Raw genomic sequence first — 18,212 nt, 5'->3', positions numbered from 1 at the left:
CATGACGCAATCCTATAACGCTGATGCCATAGAGGTACTCACCGGGCTTGAGCCGGTTCGCCGCCGTCCGGGGATGTACACCGATACCACGCGCCCTAACCATCTGGGCCAGGAAGTTATTGATAACAGCGTCGATGAAGCGCTGGCGGGCCACGCTAAGCGCGTGGACGTGATCCTGCACGCCGATCAGTCGCTGGAAGTTATCGATGACGGGCGCGGTATGCCGGTGGATATCCACCCGGAAGAGGGCGTTCCGGCCGTTGAGCTGATCCTCTGTCGTCTGCACGCGGGCGGTAAATTTTCCAATAAAAACTACCAGTTCTCGGGTGGCTTGCACGGCGTTGGCATCTCGGTGGTTAACGCCTTGTCCCGCCGCGTGGAAGTGACCGTCAAGCGTGACGGCCAGGTCTATAGCATCGCGTTTGAAAACGGTGAAAAAGTGCAGGATCTGCAAGTGATCGGCACCTGCGGTAAACGCAATACCGGCACCAGCGTGCATTTCTGGCCGGATGAATCCTTCTTTGATAGCCCGCGTTTTTCCGTTTCCCGTTTGACGCATCTGCTGAAAGCCAAAGCCGTTCTGTGCCCGGGCGTTGAGATCACCTTTAAAGATGAGGTGAACAACGCCGAGCAGCGCTGGTGCTACCAGGATGGCCTGAACGATTATCTGTGCGAAGCGGTAAATGGCTTGCCGACGTTGCCGGAGAAACCGTTTATCGGCAATTTCTCTGCTGAAACGGAAGCGGTGGATTGGGCGCTGCTGTGGCTGCCGGAAGGCGGCGAGTTGCTGACGGAAAGCTATGTCAACCTGATCCCCACCATGCAGGGCGGCACGCACGTTAACGGTCTGCGTCAGGGATTGCTGGACGCGATGCGCGAGTTTTGCGAATACCGCAATATTCTGCCGCGCGGTGTGAAGTTGTCGGCGGAAGATATCTGGGATCGCTGCGCTTATGTGCTGTCGGTGAAGATGCAGGATCCGCAGTTCGCCGGGCAGACCAAAGAGCGATTATCTTCCCGTCAGTGCGCCGCATTTGTTTCTGGCGTGGTGAAAGACGCATTCAGCCTGTGGCTGAACCAGAATATTCAAACGGCGGAACTGCTGGCGGAGATGGCCATCTCCAGCGCCCAGCGGCGTATGCGGGCCGCCAAAAAAGTGGTGCGCAAAAAGCTGACCAGCGGCCCGGCGCTGCCTGGCAAACTGGCGGATTGTACCGCGCAGGATCTGAGCCGCACCGAACTGTTCCTCGTGGAAGGTGACTCGGCGGGCGGCTCCGCGAAACAGGCGCGCGATCGTGAATACCAGGCGATCATGCCGCTAAAAGGCAAGATCCTGAACACCTGGGAAGTCTCTTCCGATGAAGTGCTGGCTTCGCAAGAAGTACACGACATTTCGGTGGCGATCGGTATCGATCCAGACAGCGACGATCTGAGCCAGTTGCGTTACGGCAAGATCTGTATTCTCGCGGATGCGGATTCCGATGGCTTGCACATCGCCACACTGCTGTGCGCATTGTTTGTAAAGCACTTCCGCGCGCTGGTGAAAAACGGCCATGTTCATGTGGCGCTGCCGCCGCTGTACCGTATCGACCTCGGCAAAGAGGTTTATTACGCGCTCACGGAAGAAGAAAAAACCGGTGTGCTGGAGCAGTTAAAACGTAAAAAGGGCAAACCGAACGTGCAGCGCTTTAAAGGGCTGGGCGAAATGAACCCGATGCAGTTGCGCGAAACCACGCTTGATCCGAATACCCGCCGCCTTGTGCAACTGGTGATCAGCGATGAAGACGAGCAGCAGACCAACGCGATGATGGATATGTTGTTGGCGAAGAAGCGTTCAGAAGATCGCCGCAACTGGCTACAAGAAAAAGGCGACATGGCGGATATTGAAGCCTGATACAGTCCGAAAGGCTTACCCGGCTAGCGAATGCGCGGGCCGGGTAAGTAAGCAGAGTGCACAACGGAGCCACATTCACCATCAGTTCAGTTTGGGATAGTCGCGCTTCTCGTAACGATAAATATTGACCAGTGCGCGGCCGCAGTTCGGGCTGCCGTGGCGCAACCCGTCTGACAGGGCGCTTTTCAACTGTGGCAGTTTCATCAACTCTTGCTGAATAAGTTGCGGCAAGATGTCGTTGAACTGATTCACCGCTTCGTTAAATCCGCTCTGAACCCCAACGGCTAAACCGTCTTTAAACCCGTCCAGATACGAACCTCCACCGCCACCTCCAGCGCTTTGTGAGCCTGACAGCCACTCGCCTTCCTGCGCCGCCACCTGCGGCAGATTGCTTTTTGCTTTATCGGACATACGTCCCCCCTTTTCATGTATATGATTGATTGCGCTGACGGTACAATCAGTCAGCGCCGCCAATGTAGCCCGCTGAAAAAGGGGTTGGTATGCCACAGGAAATTATTTTTTCAGTATTGTTATTTATCTTTAAGTGTGTTAGCTGCACGGTGATTGGCTGATCGATCCCGGCGCTACCTTTGCGGAGGCTTATGACGTGGCAATCGACATTCAGGACAGAATTACGAAAATCTTCGAAACCGGCATCTATTACCACGCGGCGCTGCAAAAATATAAAAGCCAGGTTGAGGGTATTGATTACCTGGAAAAAATGGTTGTGCAGAGTTCCATTCCCGCAAAGACGGATTTATGGAATGCGATCAATTTATATTTGACTGAGCATCATCCGTATAAGGCGCAACAAATCTATTTTGTCCTTGCAGGAAAAGCCGCGCATACGGATATTCCGCGTTATGTCAGGATGATGAAACTGGATAGGAACCTCGTTCTGTCATTAGATATTTTATCCGAAGCATTCAGAAAGAAATTAAATACCGAATCACTGCTGGAAAACTATTTTTCCGTGCACCATCTGACAAAAGGCTTTACGGTTTTTGATGAGCAAGCGCTCGCAGATATATTGCAAAAGCTGCGTCCTCTGGAGTTAATTCGTGAGAATAATCTGCTGTTCTGCAACCGTATCTCATGTCAAATAGACAAACAGAGCGGTCATATTTCTGTTTATTACGATGACAAGAAAACCTCTTTCCGCCAGGCGTTGAAATGGGCTGTGGCGGTTGTCGGCAAGCAAGATGGTCTGGCAACGCTGAGTGAAGGAAAAACCGCGTTAACTCTTAAACATTGCGCAGGTATCCTGGCGACATTTGCTTTTGAGAGCCAACGGAAAACCCCCGGCATTGGCAAGCAGCAGTTTTTTAAGCATTTGTGTGATAAATACCCTTATGAAACCGAAGTGGGGTTTGCCGATACGCGCTTTATTACTCGCGCACAAGAGAAGATTGATGAGATAAAGAACGTTATTTCTCAGTTCTATGAAATCAATAAAGAAGATAAAGCACGTGAGGCATTTTCAATTGCTGAACAGCCAAAAATTGAGTCGCTGGATAATGTCGATCCGCACACCCGAGTAAAAAGCGCCTTATCCGTTTATGTGAATTATTATGCCTATCTTTTGGCAAAACATGAGTTCTTCCGCGCGTTGTATACCGTAAGAACGGCTATCGATACTGAATTACAACGATGCAAAATAAGCGAAGCGCAACGTAAATCTGACTTATTATCAATTCTCAATGGTGCTCATATTATTGATGATCCTAAGGTTAAAGCTATTGAGCAAAAATATGCCGCCGTACTTGAAAGAATTAATGAAGTATCGCCCGATTTTAAAAGCTGGGGATATTTTTTCTGTGAAGATTTTGTTCCCTCTCTTCCGGGAATTATTGCCCTCTTTTCGCAACTGAAAAAATCCTGCGGCGATGATTTTTCTCAGCTTACGCATGCTGATATCTCACCTGAAAAAATTCATATCGATCTGAAAAAGGCGATAGTCATTAATATGCTTTTGCCCCAGCAAAATATGTTTACTGCTGCGGGTTATGGTGCCGGGAACCCGGCGAAAATCCTGCCACATAACAATAAAGAGGATGTCGTGGGCAATATTCAGGCCGCGCTCGATCTTTTTGATGGCCACCTACTGCGGCACTATCTTTCCCATGTCACGCTGGATAATAAACTGAAAAAACTCGAAGAGTTGTTATGGGGTATGCATTACCACTATGAGAAGGCGTGGGGGGCAGTAAAAATCACCGATGATAAATGCCTGCAGCAAATCGATGCGTGGTATGACGAACCGGTTTCTGTAAGCCGTTTTCAGCAGGGGAAAAAAGCGGCCAGGAAATTGATTAATAGCTTCATGTTGCCGATGGAAAATGCAGGTGGGCACTAAGCATGGGCACCTATGCCTCAACAGAAGTAGCGCGATTTTTCCGGTATTGCAGCGGCGTTTCGCCAATGCCTTTCTTAAACGCGCTGATAAAGTAAGTGACATCTGAGAAGCCCACTTCGCTGGCGATATGATGAATGGCCAGCGCGCTATGCAGTAGCAAGTCGCACGCTTTGCGCAAGCGCAACGTGTTCAGATACTGGTGAATAGGTTCGCCGGTCTCAAAATGGAAACGGCGCGAGACATAACTGCGGGATTTACCCAACTCCTGCGCCAGCCGCGCAAGGCTGAATTTCTGCCGGTAGTTCTCCTCCAGCCAGAACATCACCGGGGTAGCAATGCCGTTGCGTTCATCCGGCAATTTCTGCTTGTCTTCCGGCAGCATACTCAACAGATTAAGCAACAAACAGGCGACCTGTTCACCATTCAGACTGTGGTTTTCGGTAAGCCTGGCGTAACTGCTAAACAGATGGTCGATATGCGGGTGAATAGCCGCGACATCCATCACCACCGCTGCGCCACCGCGTAAAGCGAGATGCTGCAAACGCTGGTGATTGTGCGGGAACGCGCGCAGGTTTTGCAGCACGGCATGGTGATCAACGTGAATAATAGTGCGCCGATAAATGGCCTGCGCTTGCTCATCCACCATCACTTTATGGATGGTGAAAGGCGGAAAGAAAAAGAGCCGCCCAGGGCGCATAGTGTACTGGCGGTTATCAACCATCACCACGCCAAACCCCTCTTCAACGTACAGCACCTCCAGACACTGGTGCCAGTGATGGTAGCGCACGGTATTGGCGAACAGGCGGCTAAACGACACCACCGCATCGTTTAAGGTGATCAACTCAAGTCGTTCGTTCTGCAATGGTGTCGTCATAGTGCAACCCATCTCAATTTTTACCCCGCAAGATACATTTATAAACCACGGTTTTAAATTTTTTCAACAGCGGGTTCAGGCAAAGCGTGCTGATGTGACAAAGCTAACATTTCCGGCGGTTGTTCATTCACTATCCTTCAGCCACACCATGAAGGAGAGAACGTTATGCAGGCGGCGGAAGTGAAAACATCAAATCCATTGTCATCCCGCGACGATGTGCTCGGCGCGCTGAAGCAGATGCTGGCGGCGCTGGATAAACAATTTCCTGAAGGGGCGTCGCATTTCTCGTTGGGAGCCACCAGCGCGCATTACAGCGATGCGATTGCTGAAATGGAAGGGCTGTCCCGTGCGTTGTGGGGGCTGTTTCCGTTAATGGTCAACGGCGACGCAGAACCGTTCAGCCACAAATATCTGGCAGCGATCAAACGCGGTGTCGATCCACACAGCGCGGGCTACTGGGGCGCAACGGAACCCTACGATCAGCGGCTGGTGGAGATGGCGGCTTATGGTCTGGGGCTGGCGCTGTTGGGCGATAAATTCACTACGTTGATGAGCGAAGCTGATGTCCGCAATCTGCACCAGTGGCTGAACCAAATCACCGACGCGCAGATGCCCGACAGCAACTGGAATTTTTTCGCCATCATGGTGCAGCTCGGTTTTAAACGCGCCGGATTCCCCTGGGATGCCGCAGCCATCGAACGTCGCTTTCGCATGATGGATGCCTACTACCTGGGTGACGGTTGGTATTCCGATGGCCCGGGCCGACCAAAAGATTACTACATCTCGATGGCATTCCATTTTTACGGGCTGATTTACGCCACGCTGAACGCGGAAGACGATGCAGCGCGCGCGGCGACGCTCCGCGAGCGGGCAACGCTTTTTGCCGAAGATTTTATCTATATGTCAGCGGCGGGGGGCGAATCCGTGCCTTTTGGCCGCAGCCTGACGTACCGTTTCGCAATGGTCGCTTTCTGGAGTGCGGTTGCCTTCTCCGGGCTGGCGGTGTTCTCTCCTGGCGTGGTGAAAGGGATTATCCTGCGCCATTTGCGCTGGTGGTTACAGCAGCCGATTTTCGATCGCGACGGCATTTTAACGCTTGGTTTCGCCTACCCGAACCTTGCGATGTGTGAAGACTACAATTCGCCGGGCTCGCCATACTGGGCGCTGAAAGTTTTCCTGATTCTGGCGCTGCCGCAATCACACGATTTCTGGCAAGCGGCAGAACTGCCGCTGCCTGCGCTAAACACGCAGCGCACAATTGCGCCTGCCGGGCAGATTATTGTCCACAGCGATCGCTCGCGGCATGTCTGGATGCTCACCGCCGGACAACTGGAGCTGAACAATTACGTCAATACCGAGGCGAAATACACTAAGTTTGCCTACTCAAGCCGTTTTGGTTTCACCATTGAACGCGGGCGCTACGGAATTAAACACGCCGCTTGCGACTCGATGCTTTTGCTCAGCGACGGGGATAACTATTTTCGTGGCCGCCGCGAGTGTGACGAAGTCGTTGTGACAGAACAGGCGATTTTCTCGCGCTGGTCGCCATGGTCAGACGTGCATATCGCAAGCTGGCTTATTCCCTGTGGCGACTGGCATTTGCGCGTGCATCGCATTGATTCCGCCCGTCATTTGCAAAGCGTGGAGGGTGGATTTGCGGTGCTGAAAGCGCCGCATCGCAACGAGCAGGGCGGTAGCCTGGTGTGCGCGGAAAATGGTGTCAGCGGCATCTTTGAATTACTTCCCACCGCGCCGCGTGAAGCCGACAGCGTGGTCACACCGCCCAACAGCAGCATTATGTTTTCCCCTTGCGCGTCAATCCCGCTGCTGCGTGGAGATATCGCACCGGGCAGGCAGTGGCTGGCCTGTGCAGTTCAGGCGGCTATTACCGAGCAGGCTTTTGATTTTTTCTTACCGCAGTTGAATATCGAAGAACAGGCGCTGGTGATTAAAAAACCGGGGCAGAAAAATAATATTGTTATTGCCTTTTAATTCCCGGCTACGGCCGGGCTATAAACTCTGAACCCTACATGCTTTCGTCGAGGATAGTATGGAAAAGATCGCGATAAATAATAAAGCCGAATATTACAAAATCAGTAGCTTTATCTTTCTCTATTTTTTTACCTGGTCGGCAAGTATCGGCTTACTGGCCATCTGGCTAGGGCAAAAAGCCAATCTTAGCGGCACGGTTATTGGTACGGTGTTTGCCATTAACGGGATCTTTTCCGTTATTTTAAAACCGATTTATGGTTATATTCTGGATAAAATCGGCATGAGCAAATATTTGCTCTATTTTGTGGTACTGATGTCGGCATTAATGGCACCCTTCTTTATCTATGTTTACCAGCCGTTATTAATTTCAAATACCCTGCTGGGCATTATTGTTGGCGCTATCTATTTAAGTTTTGCCTGGTATGCGGGCGTCGCCGCCTGTGAATCTTATACCGACCGCTACAGCCGCTTAAACGGCATGGAGTTTGGTCAAATCAGGATGTGGGGCTCGCTCGGTTGGGCGGTGGCATCCTCGTTCTCCGGCCTGCTGTTTAACCTCTCACCGGCGTATAACTTCATCATGGGATCGGTCGCGTCGCTTATTATGCTGGCGGTGCTGCTGAGCCTGAAAGTCAACGTTAACGCCGCCAACGCCAGCGAGGTGCTGACCAAAGAGAAAATCGCCCCGGCGGATGTCTACGCCCTGCTGCGTAACCGCAAATTTTGGGCATTCTGTCTGTATGTCGCCGGTGTGGCGTGGATGATGTTTATCGCCGAGCAGCAGTTCTCCCGCTATTTCGTCACTTTCTTTGATGATGTTCATCAGGGCAACGCCGTGTTTGGTTATTTGGGCACGGTGCAATCCGGCATGGAATTCGTCATGTATATGGTGATCCCGCTGTTTGTGAATTTCATCGGCGCGAAACGCGGATTATTGATTGTCGGGCTGGTGGTGGGTGCGCGGTTGATTATTTCCGGACTGTGCGAATCGCATCTGCTTATTTCAGTATTAAAACCGTTATACGGTCTTGAGATTTGTCTGCTGCTGGTGTCAGTCTTTAAATATATTGCTGAGCATTTCGATAAACGCGTTAATGCCACCATGTATTTATTAGGCTACCAGGCAATGTTATATGTCGGTAATGTCGTGGTCTCTTCCCCGGCCGGTATTTTGTATGACCGTATCGGTTTTGAAAATACCTATATTATTATGGGCTGCGTGGCACTGACCTTCACATTAATTTCCCTATTTACGTTATCGGCCTGCCAAAGTAAATGGCGTCAGCATCGCGCACTGGATATCGCGGGAAATAACTAGCGCGTTAACGGCTATTTTAAATTACGCACCAAAAAGGAACCGAAATATGTTAAGTAAAATCGTTGAGGAAACGTTACGCGATTATCCCGGCGCACTTGTGGATGCGCAGGTATTTAAAGATGAACTTGATTCGGCGCGTAGCCATACCCTTGAACTGATTCGCCGTCATTTAACGGAATTCGGTGAACGCTTTCCCGCCGAAACCTGCGTACAGGGTTATTACCCGTTAACCGACAATATTGAGTGGACCACCAGTTTCTGGACCGGGCAGCTTTGGCTGGCGTGGGAGATGAGTGGTGATGAGCAGTTCCGCGCGCTGGCAGAGCGCCATGTGCGATCGTTCGGCCTGCGCATTGCCGGGCGCAGCGACACCAACACCCACGATCTTGGTTTCTTATATACGCTTTCGTGCGTGGCAAGCTGGCGGCTGACCGGCAATCGCGATGCGCGCGGTTTCGCCCTGCTGGCGGCAGAAGCGCTGCTGGAACGCTTCCACCACAAAGCGCAGATCATCCAGGCGTGGGGCGATCTGCGCGATCCTGAACAAGCCGGACGGATGATCATCGACTGCAATATGAACCTGCCGCTGCTCTACTGGGCGACAGAACAGACCGGGGATCGGCGCTTTGCCGATGCGGCGCAAGCCCATGTGCGGCAGGCGGCGAAATACCTGATTCGCGAAGATGCCTCCACGTTTCACACGTACTATATGGATACCAACACCGGTGCGCCGCGTTACGGCAATACGCAGCAGGGCTACGCGGATGATTCCTGCTGGTCGCGCGGGCAGGCGTGGGGGATTTACGGTTTTCTGCTGAGCTTTATCTACACCGGCGATCAAACGATGGTGGCGCTGTCGAAACGGCTGGCGAACTACTTTCTCAACCGTTTGCCGGAAGATGCGGTGTGCCACTGGGATCTGGCGCTGGTCGGCACCGATGCGCTGCGCGATTCGTCATCGGCGGCGATTGCCGTCTGCGGACTACTGGAGCTGGTTAAGCATCTGCCCGTTACCGATCCGGACAGAGAACGCTACCAGCAATGGGCAATGCGCATAATGTCATCGCTTAATAAGCACTATCTGGCGGGGAAAAACGAACCGACTAACGGGCTGCTGAAACATTCCGTATATCATCTGGCGAGCAATAAGGGCGTTGATGAGTGTAGTAGCTGGGGGGATTACTTCTATGTGGAAGCGCTGATGCGCTTTTCGCAGAGCTGGAAACTCTACTGGTAAAAGCAGTGTCCCTCTCTTTAAACGGAGAGGGACAAACGCTTAGAGGCCCGCTTCCAGGATGCGGATATGCGTCTCAAGCACGTCGCCTTTTACCGCTTCGCTCCACGCTTTCATATGCGGTGTTTGCAGGTGCGCTTCAAGATGCGCCACGCTTTCCCACTGTTCCACCATCATGATCGAGTCCGGCGCGGTCGCCTGGAAACTCACATTCGCGACGTGATCGACCAGCGGCGCGTAGCCGTGGCAACCCGCTTCCTGCAACACGACCGGTACAATCTTCGCGAATTCGTCGAGTACTGCCTGGCGGTGATGCTGTCCTGGACGGGTACGGATTTCTGCAATTACTGTCAACATGATTAACCTACTCCCTATAAGTCCAGCTTCACAGTTAAGCAAAAATCTCACCGAGATGCTTGCGATATTCTGCGATATAGCGCGGCACGTCCGGCATTTTAATCACGTCATTAACGATAAAAGTCGGCAGAGCTTCCATGCCAAGGAACTGGTTCGCTTTATGGAATGGCAGATAAACCCCGTCAACCCCGACGCCGTGGAAGAACTGCTCTTTATCCGTAAATGCTTCCATTGGCGCGTTCCAGGTCAGCGACAGCATATAGGTTTTGCCCTGAATCAAACCGCCGGAACCGTATTTTTTCGACGCGTCAGAACGCGTGCGACCGTCGCTGGCGTACAGCGAACCGTGGCCTTCGGTGAACACGTCGTCCATATACTTTTTTACTGTCCACGGTGCACCCATCCACCAGCCTGGCATCTGCCAGATAATGGTGTCGGCCCACAGGAAGTTTTCCACTTCCGCTTTGATGTCGTAATCGCCGTCGGTACGTACGGTTTTAACATCATGCCCGGCGTCGCGCAGAAAACTTTCCGCGACCTCGGTCAGGGTGTCATTCAGTTGGCCGTTAGAGTGCGCGAATTTCTTCGCACCGTTGATAATTAAGATATTGCTCATGAGAAATCCTCGGTTAAATGCGTTTGACCGCGATTTTAACCGCATCAACGGTGCGGAAAAATTGGCAAAACGTGCAAAGACTTTTGCTTGAGCCGCAATAAACCTCGCTACCAGCTCACCTGCGCGATAAACCCGCCTTGCGGATGATTGCCAAATGCGACGCGCAGATGATGCAGGCGGGCAATGCGTTGCACAATCGATAACCCCAGCCCGCTGCCGGTTTGCGTTTGTCCCGGCGGGCGATAAAAACGCTCGCCAATGCGCGCCAGCGCTTCATCGTCAATACCGGGGCCATTATCGCGAACGCTAAACGCGGTGGCGTCCAGCGTTACATCGACCACGCTGCCTGGCGGGCTGTAGCGAAGAGCATTATCCAGCAGATTACGCACCAGCAGGCTAAGCAAAAGCGGTTGCGCCTGGCGGCTGACAACAGGGGCACTGAGATGCAGGCGTATATCAATACCTGCTTGCTGCGCTGTCGGGTAAATCTCCATTACCGCCGATTGCAGTAGCTCCGCCAGAGAAACTGTTTGCAGATCGTCGAGATCATCAAGCGAGTCGAGCCGCGAAAGGGTAAGCAATTGATCCACCAGACGCGTGGCGCGATCGATACCCACGTGCAACTGGGCAAGGGCTTTTTGCTGTGCGGCGGGATCGTCATCGGAAAGCTGTGCGACCTCGGTTTGCACTTTCAGCGCCGCCAGCGGGCTGCGTAACTCATGCGCGGCATCAGACGTAAAGCGGCGTTCACGCTGCATCATACTGTGCGTGCGGTCAAAGAGTTGGTTCAGCGCATCCACTAACGGGCGCACTTCATTGGGAACGCCCTCGTTACTGAGCGGATCGGCACGATCCGGCGCCCGTGAGCGCAGCGCCTGCGCCAGTTTTTTCAGCGGCCGCAATTCCAGGCTCAGCAATACGATTAACAGCACCAGCATCAAAGGCAGGGCGATAAGCCACGGAGTAAGCTGCGAGGTGATGATCTCCAGCGCCATCTCGTGGCGATAATCCCACTCCTGGCCGACTACCACACGGAATTTCCCGTTCGGCGCAGTAAGCCACAGAAAACGCCATTGATCGTCGTCATCACGTAGCTGCCCGTTCTCAAACCCTTCCCGCCGGTAGTTGTAGGGGATCGCTTTGCCGTTTTCGCCATCGTGCAGCAGCATATTGCCGTCGGTTGAGTAGATAGCGAAAGCCAGCGCGTCATCATCCAGATGGCCGTGTTTGATCTTCTTTTTACCGAGCGACGGCGCGGCGTTTTTCAGCGGTTCAAACTCCATCACGCTGAGCCGTTTGGCGAACAGCGTTTGCTGGGTATCAAACAGTTTGTCGAGTTTATCGCGGGTTTGCTGCCAGGCAACCAGACTGGCGCTAAGCCAGGCGACCATCGACAGCAGTAAAAAGAGCATTGTCAGGCGCAGGCGTAAACTCAGCGGACGGGTCAGTTTCATGCGTCTCCCAGGGTATAACCAATGCCATGAACGGTGCGGATAAACGCCGTACCGAGCTTGCGGCGTAAATGGTGTACATGCACTTCCACCGCGTTGCTGGTGACTTCGTCATCCCAGGTATAAAGTTTCTCTTCGATTAATTTACGCGGCAAAACGCGCCCGGCATTACGCAGCAGCAGCTCCAGCAGGGCGAACTCTTTCGGTTTTAGCGCCAGCGTTTCGCCGTCAAGCGTGGCGACCAGATTACCAGGATCGAGCGTGACATTGTCGTGGCGCAGCACGCTTTGCGTCTGCCCGTGGCGGCGGCGAATAAGCACTTCGAGCCTTGCTGCCACTTCAACCAGCGCAAACGGTTTGCACAGATAATCATCTGCGCCCAGCCGCAACCCCTCAACGCGCTGGTCGATAGCATCGCGCGCGGTGAGGATCAATACCGGTTCCGTGCGCTTTTGTTCGCGCCAGTCGCGCAGAATATCCAGCCCGTCGATGCCCGGCAGCGTTAAGTCGAGGATCACTGCATCATAAGGCGCGCTAAACAGGGCGGCCTTGCCTTGTTTGCCATCGGTAAACCAGTCGACGCTGAAGCCTTTTTTGCCCAGCCCGGCTTTTAAACCGTCACCGATGAGCGTGTCATCTTCCACCAGTAAAATGCGCATTTTGCCTCCTTTCACTCCGTTTTATTGGCAGTAAAACCGCTGCTGGTCGACAATGTACAGCGGAAAATAATCTTTTTTCCCGTTAAGAAGTCGTTAAGGAGTGACGGGTTAAATGGACGTTAACCATCGTAAGGGAGATAAAACATGAAAAAGATTGCTGCACTTGTCGCTGTTCTCACACTCTGTTCCGCACCCGTTTTAGCGGCGAATCCTGGCGGCTTTACCGGACCGGGCGCAACCTCACAGAGCGGCGGTTTTACCGGGCCGAACGGCAGCAAAGCCACCGTTGAAAGCGCGAAATCATTGCGCGACGACGCCTGGGTGACGCTGCGCGGTAATATTGTCGAGCGCATCTCTGATGATACCTACCTGTTTAAAGATTCGACCGGCACCATCAATGTCGATATCAACCACAAGCGCTGGAACGGCGTGACCGTTGGGCCACAAGATACGGTAGAGATCCAGGGCGAAGTCGATAAAGACTGGAATTCGGTTGAAATTGACGTCAAAGAGATCCGCAAAGTCACTCAGTAAGCGCTAAACGCGCGTGAAAAAATCGCTCATCGCTATGACTCCTCGCCGCAGATAAGGTAGTATCTGCGGCAATATTGCCGCCGCACAGGCGGGCGCATACGTTGAGGAATCACGATTAATGAGCGATATGGCAGAGCGCCTTGCGCTGCATGAATTTACGGAAAACGCATACCTGAACTACTCCATGTACGTCATCATGGATCGTGCGTTGCCGTTTATCGGTGATGGCCTGAAACCCGTTCAGCGTCGCATCGTTTACGCAATGTCAGAACTGGGGCTGAACGCCAGCGCGAAGTTCAAAAAATCCGCCCGTACCGTGGGCGACGTGCTGGGTAAATACCATCCGCACGGCGACAGCGCCTGCTATGAAGCGATGGTGCTGATGGCGCAGCCGTTCTCCTACCGTTACCCGCTGGTCGATGGCCAGGGCAACTGGGGGGCGCCGGACGATCCGAAGTCCTTCGCGGCGATGCGTTACACCGAATCCCGCCTGTCCAAATACGCCGAACTGCTGCTGAGCGAGCTGGGGCAAGGCACCGTTGACTGGGTGCCGAACTTCGACGGCACGATGCAGGAGCCGAAAATGCTGCCTGCGCGCCTGCCGAATATCCTGCTCAACGGTACCACCGGTATTGCCGTGGGGATGGCGACGGATATTCCGCCGCATAACCTGCGCGAAGTAGCCAACGCGGCGATTACCCTGATTGAGCAACCGAAAACCACGCTCGATGAGCTGCTGGATATCGTGCAGGGGCCAGACTACCCAACCGAAGCGGAAATCATCACCTCCCGCGCTGAAATCCGCAAAATCTACCAGAACGGTCGCGGTTCGGTGCGTATGCGCGCGGTGTGGAAAAAAGAGGATGGTGCAGTCGTCATTACCGCGCTGCCGCACCAGGTTTCTGGCGCGCGTGTGCTGGAGCAGATCGCCAGCCAGATGCGCAATAAAAAGCTGCCGATGGTCGATGATTTGCGTGACGAGTCGGATCATGAAAACCCGACGCGTCTGGTGATTGTGCCGCGCTCCAACCGCGTGGATATGGAACAGGTGATGAATCACCTGTTCGCCACCACCGATCTGGAAAAAAGCTACCGCATCAACCTGAACATGATCGGTCTGGATGGTCGCCCTGCGGTGAAAAACCTGCTGGAGATCCTCACCGAGTGGCTGGCGTTTCGCCGTGATACCGTGCGCCGCCGCCTGAATCACCGGCTGGATAAAGTGCTCAAACGCCTGCATATCCTCGAAGGTTTGCTGGTGGCGTTTCTCAATATCGACGAAGTGATCGAAATCATCCGTACGGAAGATGAGCCGAAACCGGCGCTGATGTCGCGCTTCGGTCTCAGCGAAACGCAGGCGGAAGCGATCCTTGAGTTAAAACTGCGCCACCTCGCCAAACTGGAAGAGATGAAGATCCGCGGCGAGCAGGACGATCTTGCAAAAGAGCGCGATCAATTGCAGGCGATCCTGGCCTCTGAGCGCAAGATGAACAACCTGCTGAAAAAAGAGCTGCAAGCCGATGCCGACGCATTTGGCGACGATCGTCGTTCACCGCTGCACGAGCGCGAAGAAGCGAAAGCGATGAACGAGCACGATATGCAACCGTCTGAACCGGTGACCATTGTGCTGTCGCAAATGGGCTGGGTGCGCAGCGCCAAAGGCCACGACATTGACGCGCAGGGGCTGAGCTACAAAGCGGGCGATAGCTGGAAGTCTTCCGTGAAAGGCAAGAGCAACCAGCCGGTGGTGTTTATTGATACCACCGGGCGCAGCTACGCCATTGACCCGATTACGCTGCCTTCCGCACGCGGCCAGGGCGAGCCGTTAACCGGTAAGCTGACGCTGCCGCCGGGGGCGACCGTTGAGCATATGATGATGAGCAACGAGGATCAAAAACTGCTGATGGCGTCCGATGCGGGTTATGGCTTCGTTTGTACTTTCAACGACTTAGTGGCGCGTAACCGTGCCGGTAAGACGCTGATTAGCCTGCCGGAAAACGCCAAAGTGATGCCGCCGCTGGAGATCGAGAACGACAGCGACATGCTGCTGGCGATTACTGCTGCGGGCCGCATGTTGATGTTTCCGGTCAACGAGCTGCCGCAGTTGTCGAAAGGTAAAGGCAACAAGATTATCGGTATCCCTTCCGCTGATGCAGCGTCAGGCGCAGATAGCCTTGCACATCTCTATTTGCTGCCGCCACAAAGCACGCTAACCATCCACGTGGGTAAACGCAAAATCAAACTGCGCCCGGAAGAGCTGCAAAAAGTGCAGGGCGAGCGCGGACGTCGCGGTACGCTGATGCGCGGCCTGCAAAAAATTGATCGCGTTGAGATTGACGCGCCTTCCCGCCCGAGTGCGGGTGACAGCGAAGAGTAATCTTCGCCGCCAGGCTCCCCACCTTCCCGGTGGGGAGATCTTTCTGAGAAAATTTCCCGTAAAAGCGTTGTTAATTCGTGCATTGCGATTAACAATACGTTTTTTTAAAGGCCGCACACCCTACTGCGACCTTTAAAAAAATAGCCCAGGCCCGCTGCGGGTCGACGGCGACACAGCCAGTTTCAGCGTGATGGCGCTGGCGTGTATATAATGCTCAAAGGTATGGGCTTCAGAGGTTTGTTATGCTATTCATTTTTCGCGTCATTATTGTCGTCATCTACTCCATTCTGGTGTGCGTATTCGGCTCTCTCTATTGTTTACTCAGTCCGCGTAATCCTAAACACGTTGCCACCTTCGGCCATATGTTCGGTCGCCTTGCGCCGGTCTTTGGTTTGAAAGTCGAAACCCGTCTGCCGGCAGGCGCGGAAAAGTTTGGTAACGCTATCTATATTGCGAACCACCAGAGCAACTACGATATGGTGACCGCCTCCAGCATTGTGCTGCCGCCAACGGTCACTGTTGGTAAGAAAAGCCTGCTCTGGGTGCCGTTCTTTGGTCAGCTTTACTGGCTGACTGGCAACCTGCTCATCGATCGCGATAACCGCGCAAAAGCGCACGGTACCATTGCCGAAGTGGTGAAACAGATCCAGAAACGCAATATTTCCATCTGGATGTTCCCGGAAGGCACCCGCAGCCGCGGTCGCGGTTTGCTGCCGTTTAAAACCGGCGCGTTTCACGCGGCGATTGCCGCTGGTGTTCCGATCATTCCTGTTTGTGTTTCCAACAACGCGAACAAAGTTAACCTCAACCGCCTGCGCAACGGGCTGGTAATTGTCGAGATGCTGCCGCCGGTCGATGTTTCGCAATTTGGTAAAGATCAGGTACGCCAGCTGGCGACGCACTGTCGCGAACTGATGGCGGCCAAAATTGCAGAGCTCGATAAAGAAGTTGCAGAACGCGAAGCAACCGGCCGGGTTTAATCTGTTTTATTTCGCAACACCGGAGGAGCGAAAACCTCCGGCGCATTGAGTCAGTTTTACACGGAGCAAATATGTCACTCAGTCGGCGTCAGTTTCTTCAGGCATCCGGGGTTGCGCTTTGTGCAGGCGCGGTGCCGCTGAGGGCAAATGCTGCCGGGCCGCAACCGCCGCTGCCCATTCCTCCGCTGCTGGAATCCCGGCGCGGTCAGCCGCTGTTTATGACCTTACAACGCGCGCACTGGTCGTTTGCCACCGGCACTCGGGCGCAGGTTTCCGGCATTAACGGGCGCTATCTTGGGCCGACAATCCGCGTCTGGAACGGCGATGACGTTAAGCTGATTTACAGCAACCGGCTGGCGGAAAACGTGGCGATGACCGTGAGCGGATTGCAGGTGCCTGGCCCGCTTATCGGCGGTGCGGCGCGCATGATGACCGCCAATAACGACTGGGCGCCGGTACTGCCGATCCGCCAGAGCGCGGGGACGTTGTGGTATCACGCCAATACGCCGAACCGCACCGCGCAGCAGGTGTATAACGGCCTGGCCGGTATGTGGCTGGTCGAAGATGAGATCAGCAAAACGCTGCCGATCCCTAAGCACTACGGCGTAGATGATTTCCCGGTCATTATTCAGGACAAACGGCTGGATAATTTCGGCACGCCGGAATACAGCGAGCCGGGCAGCGGGGGATTTGTCGGTGATACGTTGATGGTCAACGGTGCGCAAAGTCCGTATGTCGAAGTCTCTCGCGGCTGGGTGCGTCTGCGTCTGTTAAACGCTTCAAACTCCCGCCGTTATCAATTGCAAATGAGCGATGGTCGTGCGCTGCATGTGATCGCCGGCGATCAGGGTTTTTTACCCGCGCCTGTTTCAGTTAAACAGCTTTCGCTGGCACCGGGTGAGCGGCGCGAAGTGCTGGTGGATATGACCAACGGCGATGAAGTGTCGATCACCTGCGGTGAAGCGGCGAGCATTATGGACCGCCTGCGCGGCTTCTTTGAACCGTCGAGCATTTTGATCTCCACGCTGGTGTTGACGCTGCGACCAACCGGCCTGCTGCCGCTGGTCACCGACACGTTGCCGATGCGCCTGTTGCCGTCCGATATTCAGGCCGGTACGCCAACCCGCAACCGCGACATTACCCTGGGTAGCGATCCGGGCATTAACGGCCAGCTGTGGGATACGCAGCGTATCGATATTACCGCCCAGCAGGGCACCTGGGAGCGCTGGACGGTGCGTGCGGAGATGCCGCAGTCGTTCCATATTGAAGGCGTCATGTTCCTGGTGCGCAACGTGAATGGCGCGATGCCTTTCCCGGAAGATCGGGGCTGGAAAGATACGGTCTGGATTGACGGTCAAGTGGAGTTGCTGGTGTGGTTTGGTCAGCCTTCGTGGCCGCACTTCCCGTTCCAGTATCACAGCCAGACGCTGGAAATGGCCGATCGCGGTTCGATGGGGCAACTGCTGGTGAACCCCGCGCCATAACTGAGCTGGCCTGGTGGCTGCGCGCTTATCAGGCCTTGACAAAATCCTCCTTCATTTCATGCAAGTTTACGGCGTATAATCGCCGC

The 18,212-nt window shown here is 53.9% G+C and carries 15 protein-coding genes; 9 read left to right on the top strand and 6 right to left on the bottom strand.

Features of this window, described 5'->3' with window-relative positions:
* Window position 1: 1 nt before the first annotated feature.
* Window positions 2-1,894 (top strand): DNA topoisomerase IV subunit B, encoded by a 1,893-nt coding sequence (gene parE, locus M8Q36_RS02540; protein ID WP_017457459.1) that lies wholly within the window; start codon window positions 2-4, stop codon window positions 1,892-1,894.
* Between the two features lie 81 nt (window positions 1,895-1,975).
* Here the strand turns inward: parE and M8Q36_RS02535 are convergent, their stop codons facing one another.
* Window positions 1,976-2,305, bottom strand: a complete 330-nt coding sequence (locus M8Q36_RS02535) for a hypothetical protein (protein WP_249879941.1) — start codon at window positions 2,303-2,305, stop codon at window positions 1,976-1,978.
* Between the two features lie 196 nt (window positions 2,306-2,501).
* Here M8Q36_RS02535 and M8Q36_RS02530 point away from each other — a divergent pair, with 196 nt between their 5' ends.
* Window positions 2,502-4,250 (top strand): hypothetical protein, encoded by a 1,749-nt coding sequence (locus M8Q36_RS02530; protein ID WP_249879940.1) that lies wholly within the window; start codon window positions 2,502-2,504, stop codon window positions 4,248-4,250.
* Window positions 4,251-4,260: 10 nt separating this feature from the next.
* Here M8Q36_RS02530 and M8Q36_RS02525 read toward each other — a convergent pair whose 3' ends face one another.
* Window positions 4,261-5,124 carry a helix-turn-helix transcriptional regulator gene (locus tag M8Q36_RS02525; protein ID WP_249879939.1) on the bottom strand — a complete coding sequence of 288 codons (864 nt, stop codon included), beginning with the start codon at window positions 5,122-5,124 and terminating at the stop codon, window positions 4,261-4,263.
* Between the two features lie 165 nt (window positions 5,125-5,289).
* On the opposite strand from M8Q36_RS02525, the gene M8Q36_RS02520 reads away from it, so the two are divergent.
* From M8Q36_RS02520 to M8Q36_RS02510, 3 genes are read left to right on the top strand one after another with little or no spacing between them, the layout of a single operon-like run.
* Window positions 5,290-7,116, top strand: coding sequence for a DUF2264 domain-containing protein (locus M8Q36_RS02520; protein WP_249879938.1), 1,827 nt, complete (start codon window positions 5,290-5,292; stop codon window positions 7,114-7,116).
* A gap of 58 nt (window positions 7,117-7,174) precedes the next feature.
* Window positions 7,175-8,434 (top strand): oligosaccharide MFS transporter, encoded by a 1,260-nt coding sequence (locus tag M8Q36_RS02515; RefSeq protein ID WP_045512101.1) that lies wholly within the window; start codon window positions 7,175-7,177, stop codon window positions 8,432-8,434.
* A 46-nt stretch (window positions 8,435-8,480) separates the two neighbouring features.
* Window positions 8,481-9,671 carry a glycoside hydrolase family 88 protein gene (locus M8Q36_RS02510; protein ID WP_249879937.1) on the top strand — a complete coding sequence of 397 codons (1,191 nt, stop codon included), beginning with the start codon at window positions 8,481-8,483 and terminating at the stop codon, window positions 9,669-9,671.
* Between the two features lie 39 nt (window positions 9,672-9,710).
* On the opposite strand, the gene M8Q36_RS02505 is transcribed toward M8Q36_RS02510, so the two are convergent.
* From M8Q36_RS02505 to qseB, 4 genes are all read right to left on the bottom strand, one after another.
* Window positions 9,711-10,025, bottom strand: coding sequence for a putative quinol monooxygenase (locus M8Q36_RS02505; RefSeq protein WP_020455276.1), 315 nt, complete (start codon window positions 10,023-10,025; stop codon window positions 9,711-9,713).
* A 34-nt stretch (window positions 10,026-10,059) separates the two neighbouring features.
* A complete protein-coding gene (locus tag M8Q36_RS02500) occupies window positions 10,060-10,641 on the bottom strand; it encodes an NAD(P)H-dependent oxidoreductase (RefSeq protein ID WP_020455275.1) in 582 nt (193 codons plus the stop codon).
* A 107-nt stretch (window positions 10,642-10,748) separates the two neighbouring features.
* Entirely contained in the window at window positions 10,749-12,095 is a 1,347-nt protein-coding gene (gene qseC / locus M8Q36_RS02495; RefSeq protein ID WP_249879936.1) for a quorum sensing histidine kinase QseC, read from the bottom strand.
* Complete coding sequence (gene qseB / locus M8Q36_RS02490; RefSeq protein ID WP_249879935.1) at window positions 12,092-12,751, bottom strand: quorum sensing response regulator transcription factor QseB; 660 nt, start codon at window positions 12,749-12,751, stop codon at window positions 12,092-12,094. Before qseB ends, qseC begins: the two co-directional genes overlap by 4 nt.
* 144 nt (window positions 12,752-12,895) lie before the next feature.
* Between qseB and M8Q36_RS02485 the strand changes: the two genes are divergently transcribed.
* From M8Q36_RS02485 to ftsP, 4 genes are all read left to right on the top strand, one after another.
* Window positions 12,896-13,285, top strand: a complete 390-nt coding sequence (locus M8Q36_RS02485; RefSeq protein WP_249879934.1) for a YgiW/YdeI family stress tolerance OB fold protein — start codon at window positions 12,896-12,898, stop codon at window positions 13,283-13,285.
* Window positions 13,286-13,403: 118 nt separating this feature from the next.
* Window positions 13,404-15,662, top strand: coding sequence for a DNA topoisomerase IV subunit A (gene parC / locus M8Q36_RS02480; protein ID WP_249879933.1), 2,259 nt, complete (start codon window positions 13,404-13,406; stop codon window positions 15,660-15,662).
* Between the two features lie 242 nt (window positions 15,663-15,904).
* Entirely contained in the window at window positions 15,905-16,642 is a 738-nt protein-coding gene (gene plsC / locus M8Q36_RS02475) for a 1-acylglycerol-3-phosphate O-acyltransferase (protein WP_249879932.1), read from the top strand.
* 71 nt (window positions 16,643-16,713) lie between these two features.
* Window positions 16,714-18,126 carry a cell division protein FtsP gene (gene ftsP / locus M8Q36_RS02470; RefSeq protein WP_249879931.1) on the top strand — a complete coding sequence of 471 codons (1,413 nt, stop codon included), beginning with the start codon at window positions 16,714-16,716 and terminating at the stop codon, window positions 18,124-18,126.
* Window positions 18,127-18,212: the final 86 nt, after the last annotated feature.

The organism is Kosakonia sp. R1.Fl, from assembly GCF_023516815.1.
Classification (GTDB): domain Bacteria; phylum Pseudomonadota; class Gammaproteobacteria; order Enterobacterales; family Enterobacteriaceae; genus Kosakonia.
Note: the sequence above shows the minus strand (reverse complement) of the source record. Positions and strands in the feature narration are given on the sequence as shown.

Excerpts from the sequence above, each read along its gene's own strand:
- M8Q36_RS02510 (WP_249879937.1), top strand. The coding sequence starts at position 8,481 with ATGTTAAGTAAAATCGTTGAGGAAACGTTACGCGATTATCCCGGCGCA.
- M8Q36_RS02525 (WP_249879939.1), bottom strand. The coding sequence starts at position 5,124 with ATGACGACACCATTGCAGAACGAACGACTTGAGTTGATCACCTTAAAC.
- M8Q36_RS02500 (WP_020455275.1), bottom strand. The coding sequence starts at position 10,641 with ATGAGCAATATCTTAATTATCAACGGTGCGAAGAAATTCGCGCACTCT.
- M8Q36_RS02505 (WP_020455276.1), bottom strand. The coding sequence starts at position 10,025 with ATGTTGACAGTAATTGCAGAAATCCGTACCCGTCCAGGACAGCATCAC.
- plsC (WP_249879932.1), top strand. The coding sequence starts at position 15,905 with ATGCTATTCATTTTTCGCGTCATTATTGTCGTCATCTACTCCATTCTG.
- ftsP (WP_249879931.1), top strand. The coding sequence starts at position 16,714 with ATGTCACTCAGTCGGCGTCAGTTTCTTCAGGCATCCGGGGTTGCGCTT.
- M8Q36_RS02520 (WP_249879938.1), top strand. The coding sequence starts at position 5,290 with ATGCAGGCGGCGGAAGTGAAAACATCAAATCCATTGTCATCCCGCGAC.
- qseB (WP_249879935.1), bottom strand. The coding sequence starts at position 12,751 with ATGCGCATTTTACTGGTGGAAGATGACACGCTCATCGGTGACGGTTTA.
- parE (WP_017457459.1), top strand. The coding sequence starts at position 2 with ATGACGCAATCCTATAACGCTGATGCCATAGAGGTACTCACCGGGCTT.
- M8Q36_RS02535 (WP_249879941.1), bottom strand. The coding sequence starts at position 2,305 with ATGTCCGATAAAGCAAAAAGCAATCTGCCGCAGGTGGCGGCGCAGGAA.
- M8Q36_RS02485 (WP_249879934.1), top strand. The coding sequence starts at position 12,896 with ATGAAAAAGATTGCTGCACTTGTCGCTGTTCTCACACTCTGTTCCGCA.
- parC (WP_249879933.1), top strand. The coding sequence starts at position 13,404 with ATGAGCGATATGGCAGAGCGCCTTGCGCTGCATGAATTTACGGAAAAC.
- qseC (WP_249879936.1), bottom strand. The coding sequence starts at position 12,095 with ATGAAACTGACCCGTCCGCTGAGTTTACGCCTGCGCCTGACAATGCTC.
- M8Q36_RS02515 (WP_045512101.1), top strand. The coding sequence starts at position 7,175 with ATGGAAAAGATCGCGATAAATAATAAAGCCGAATATTACAAAATCAGT.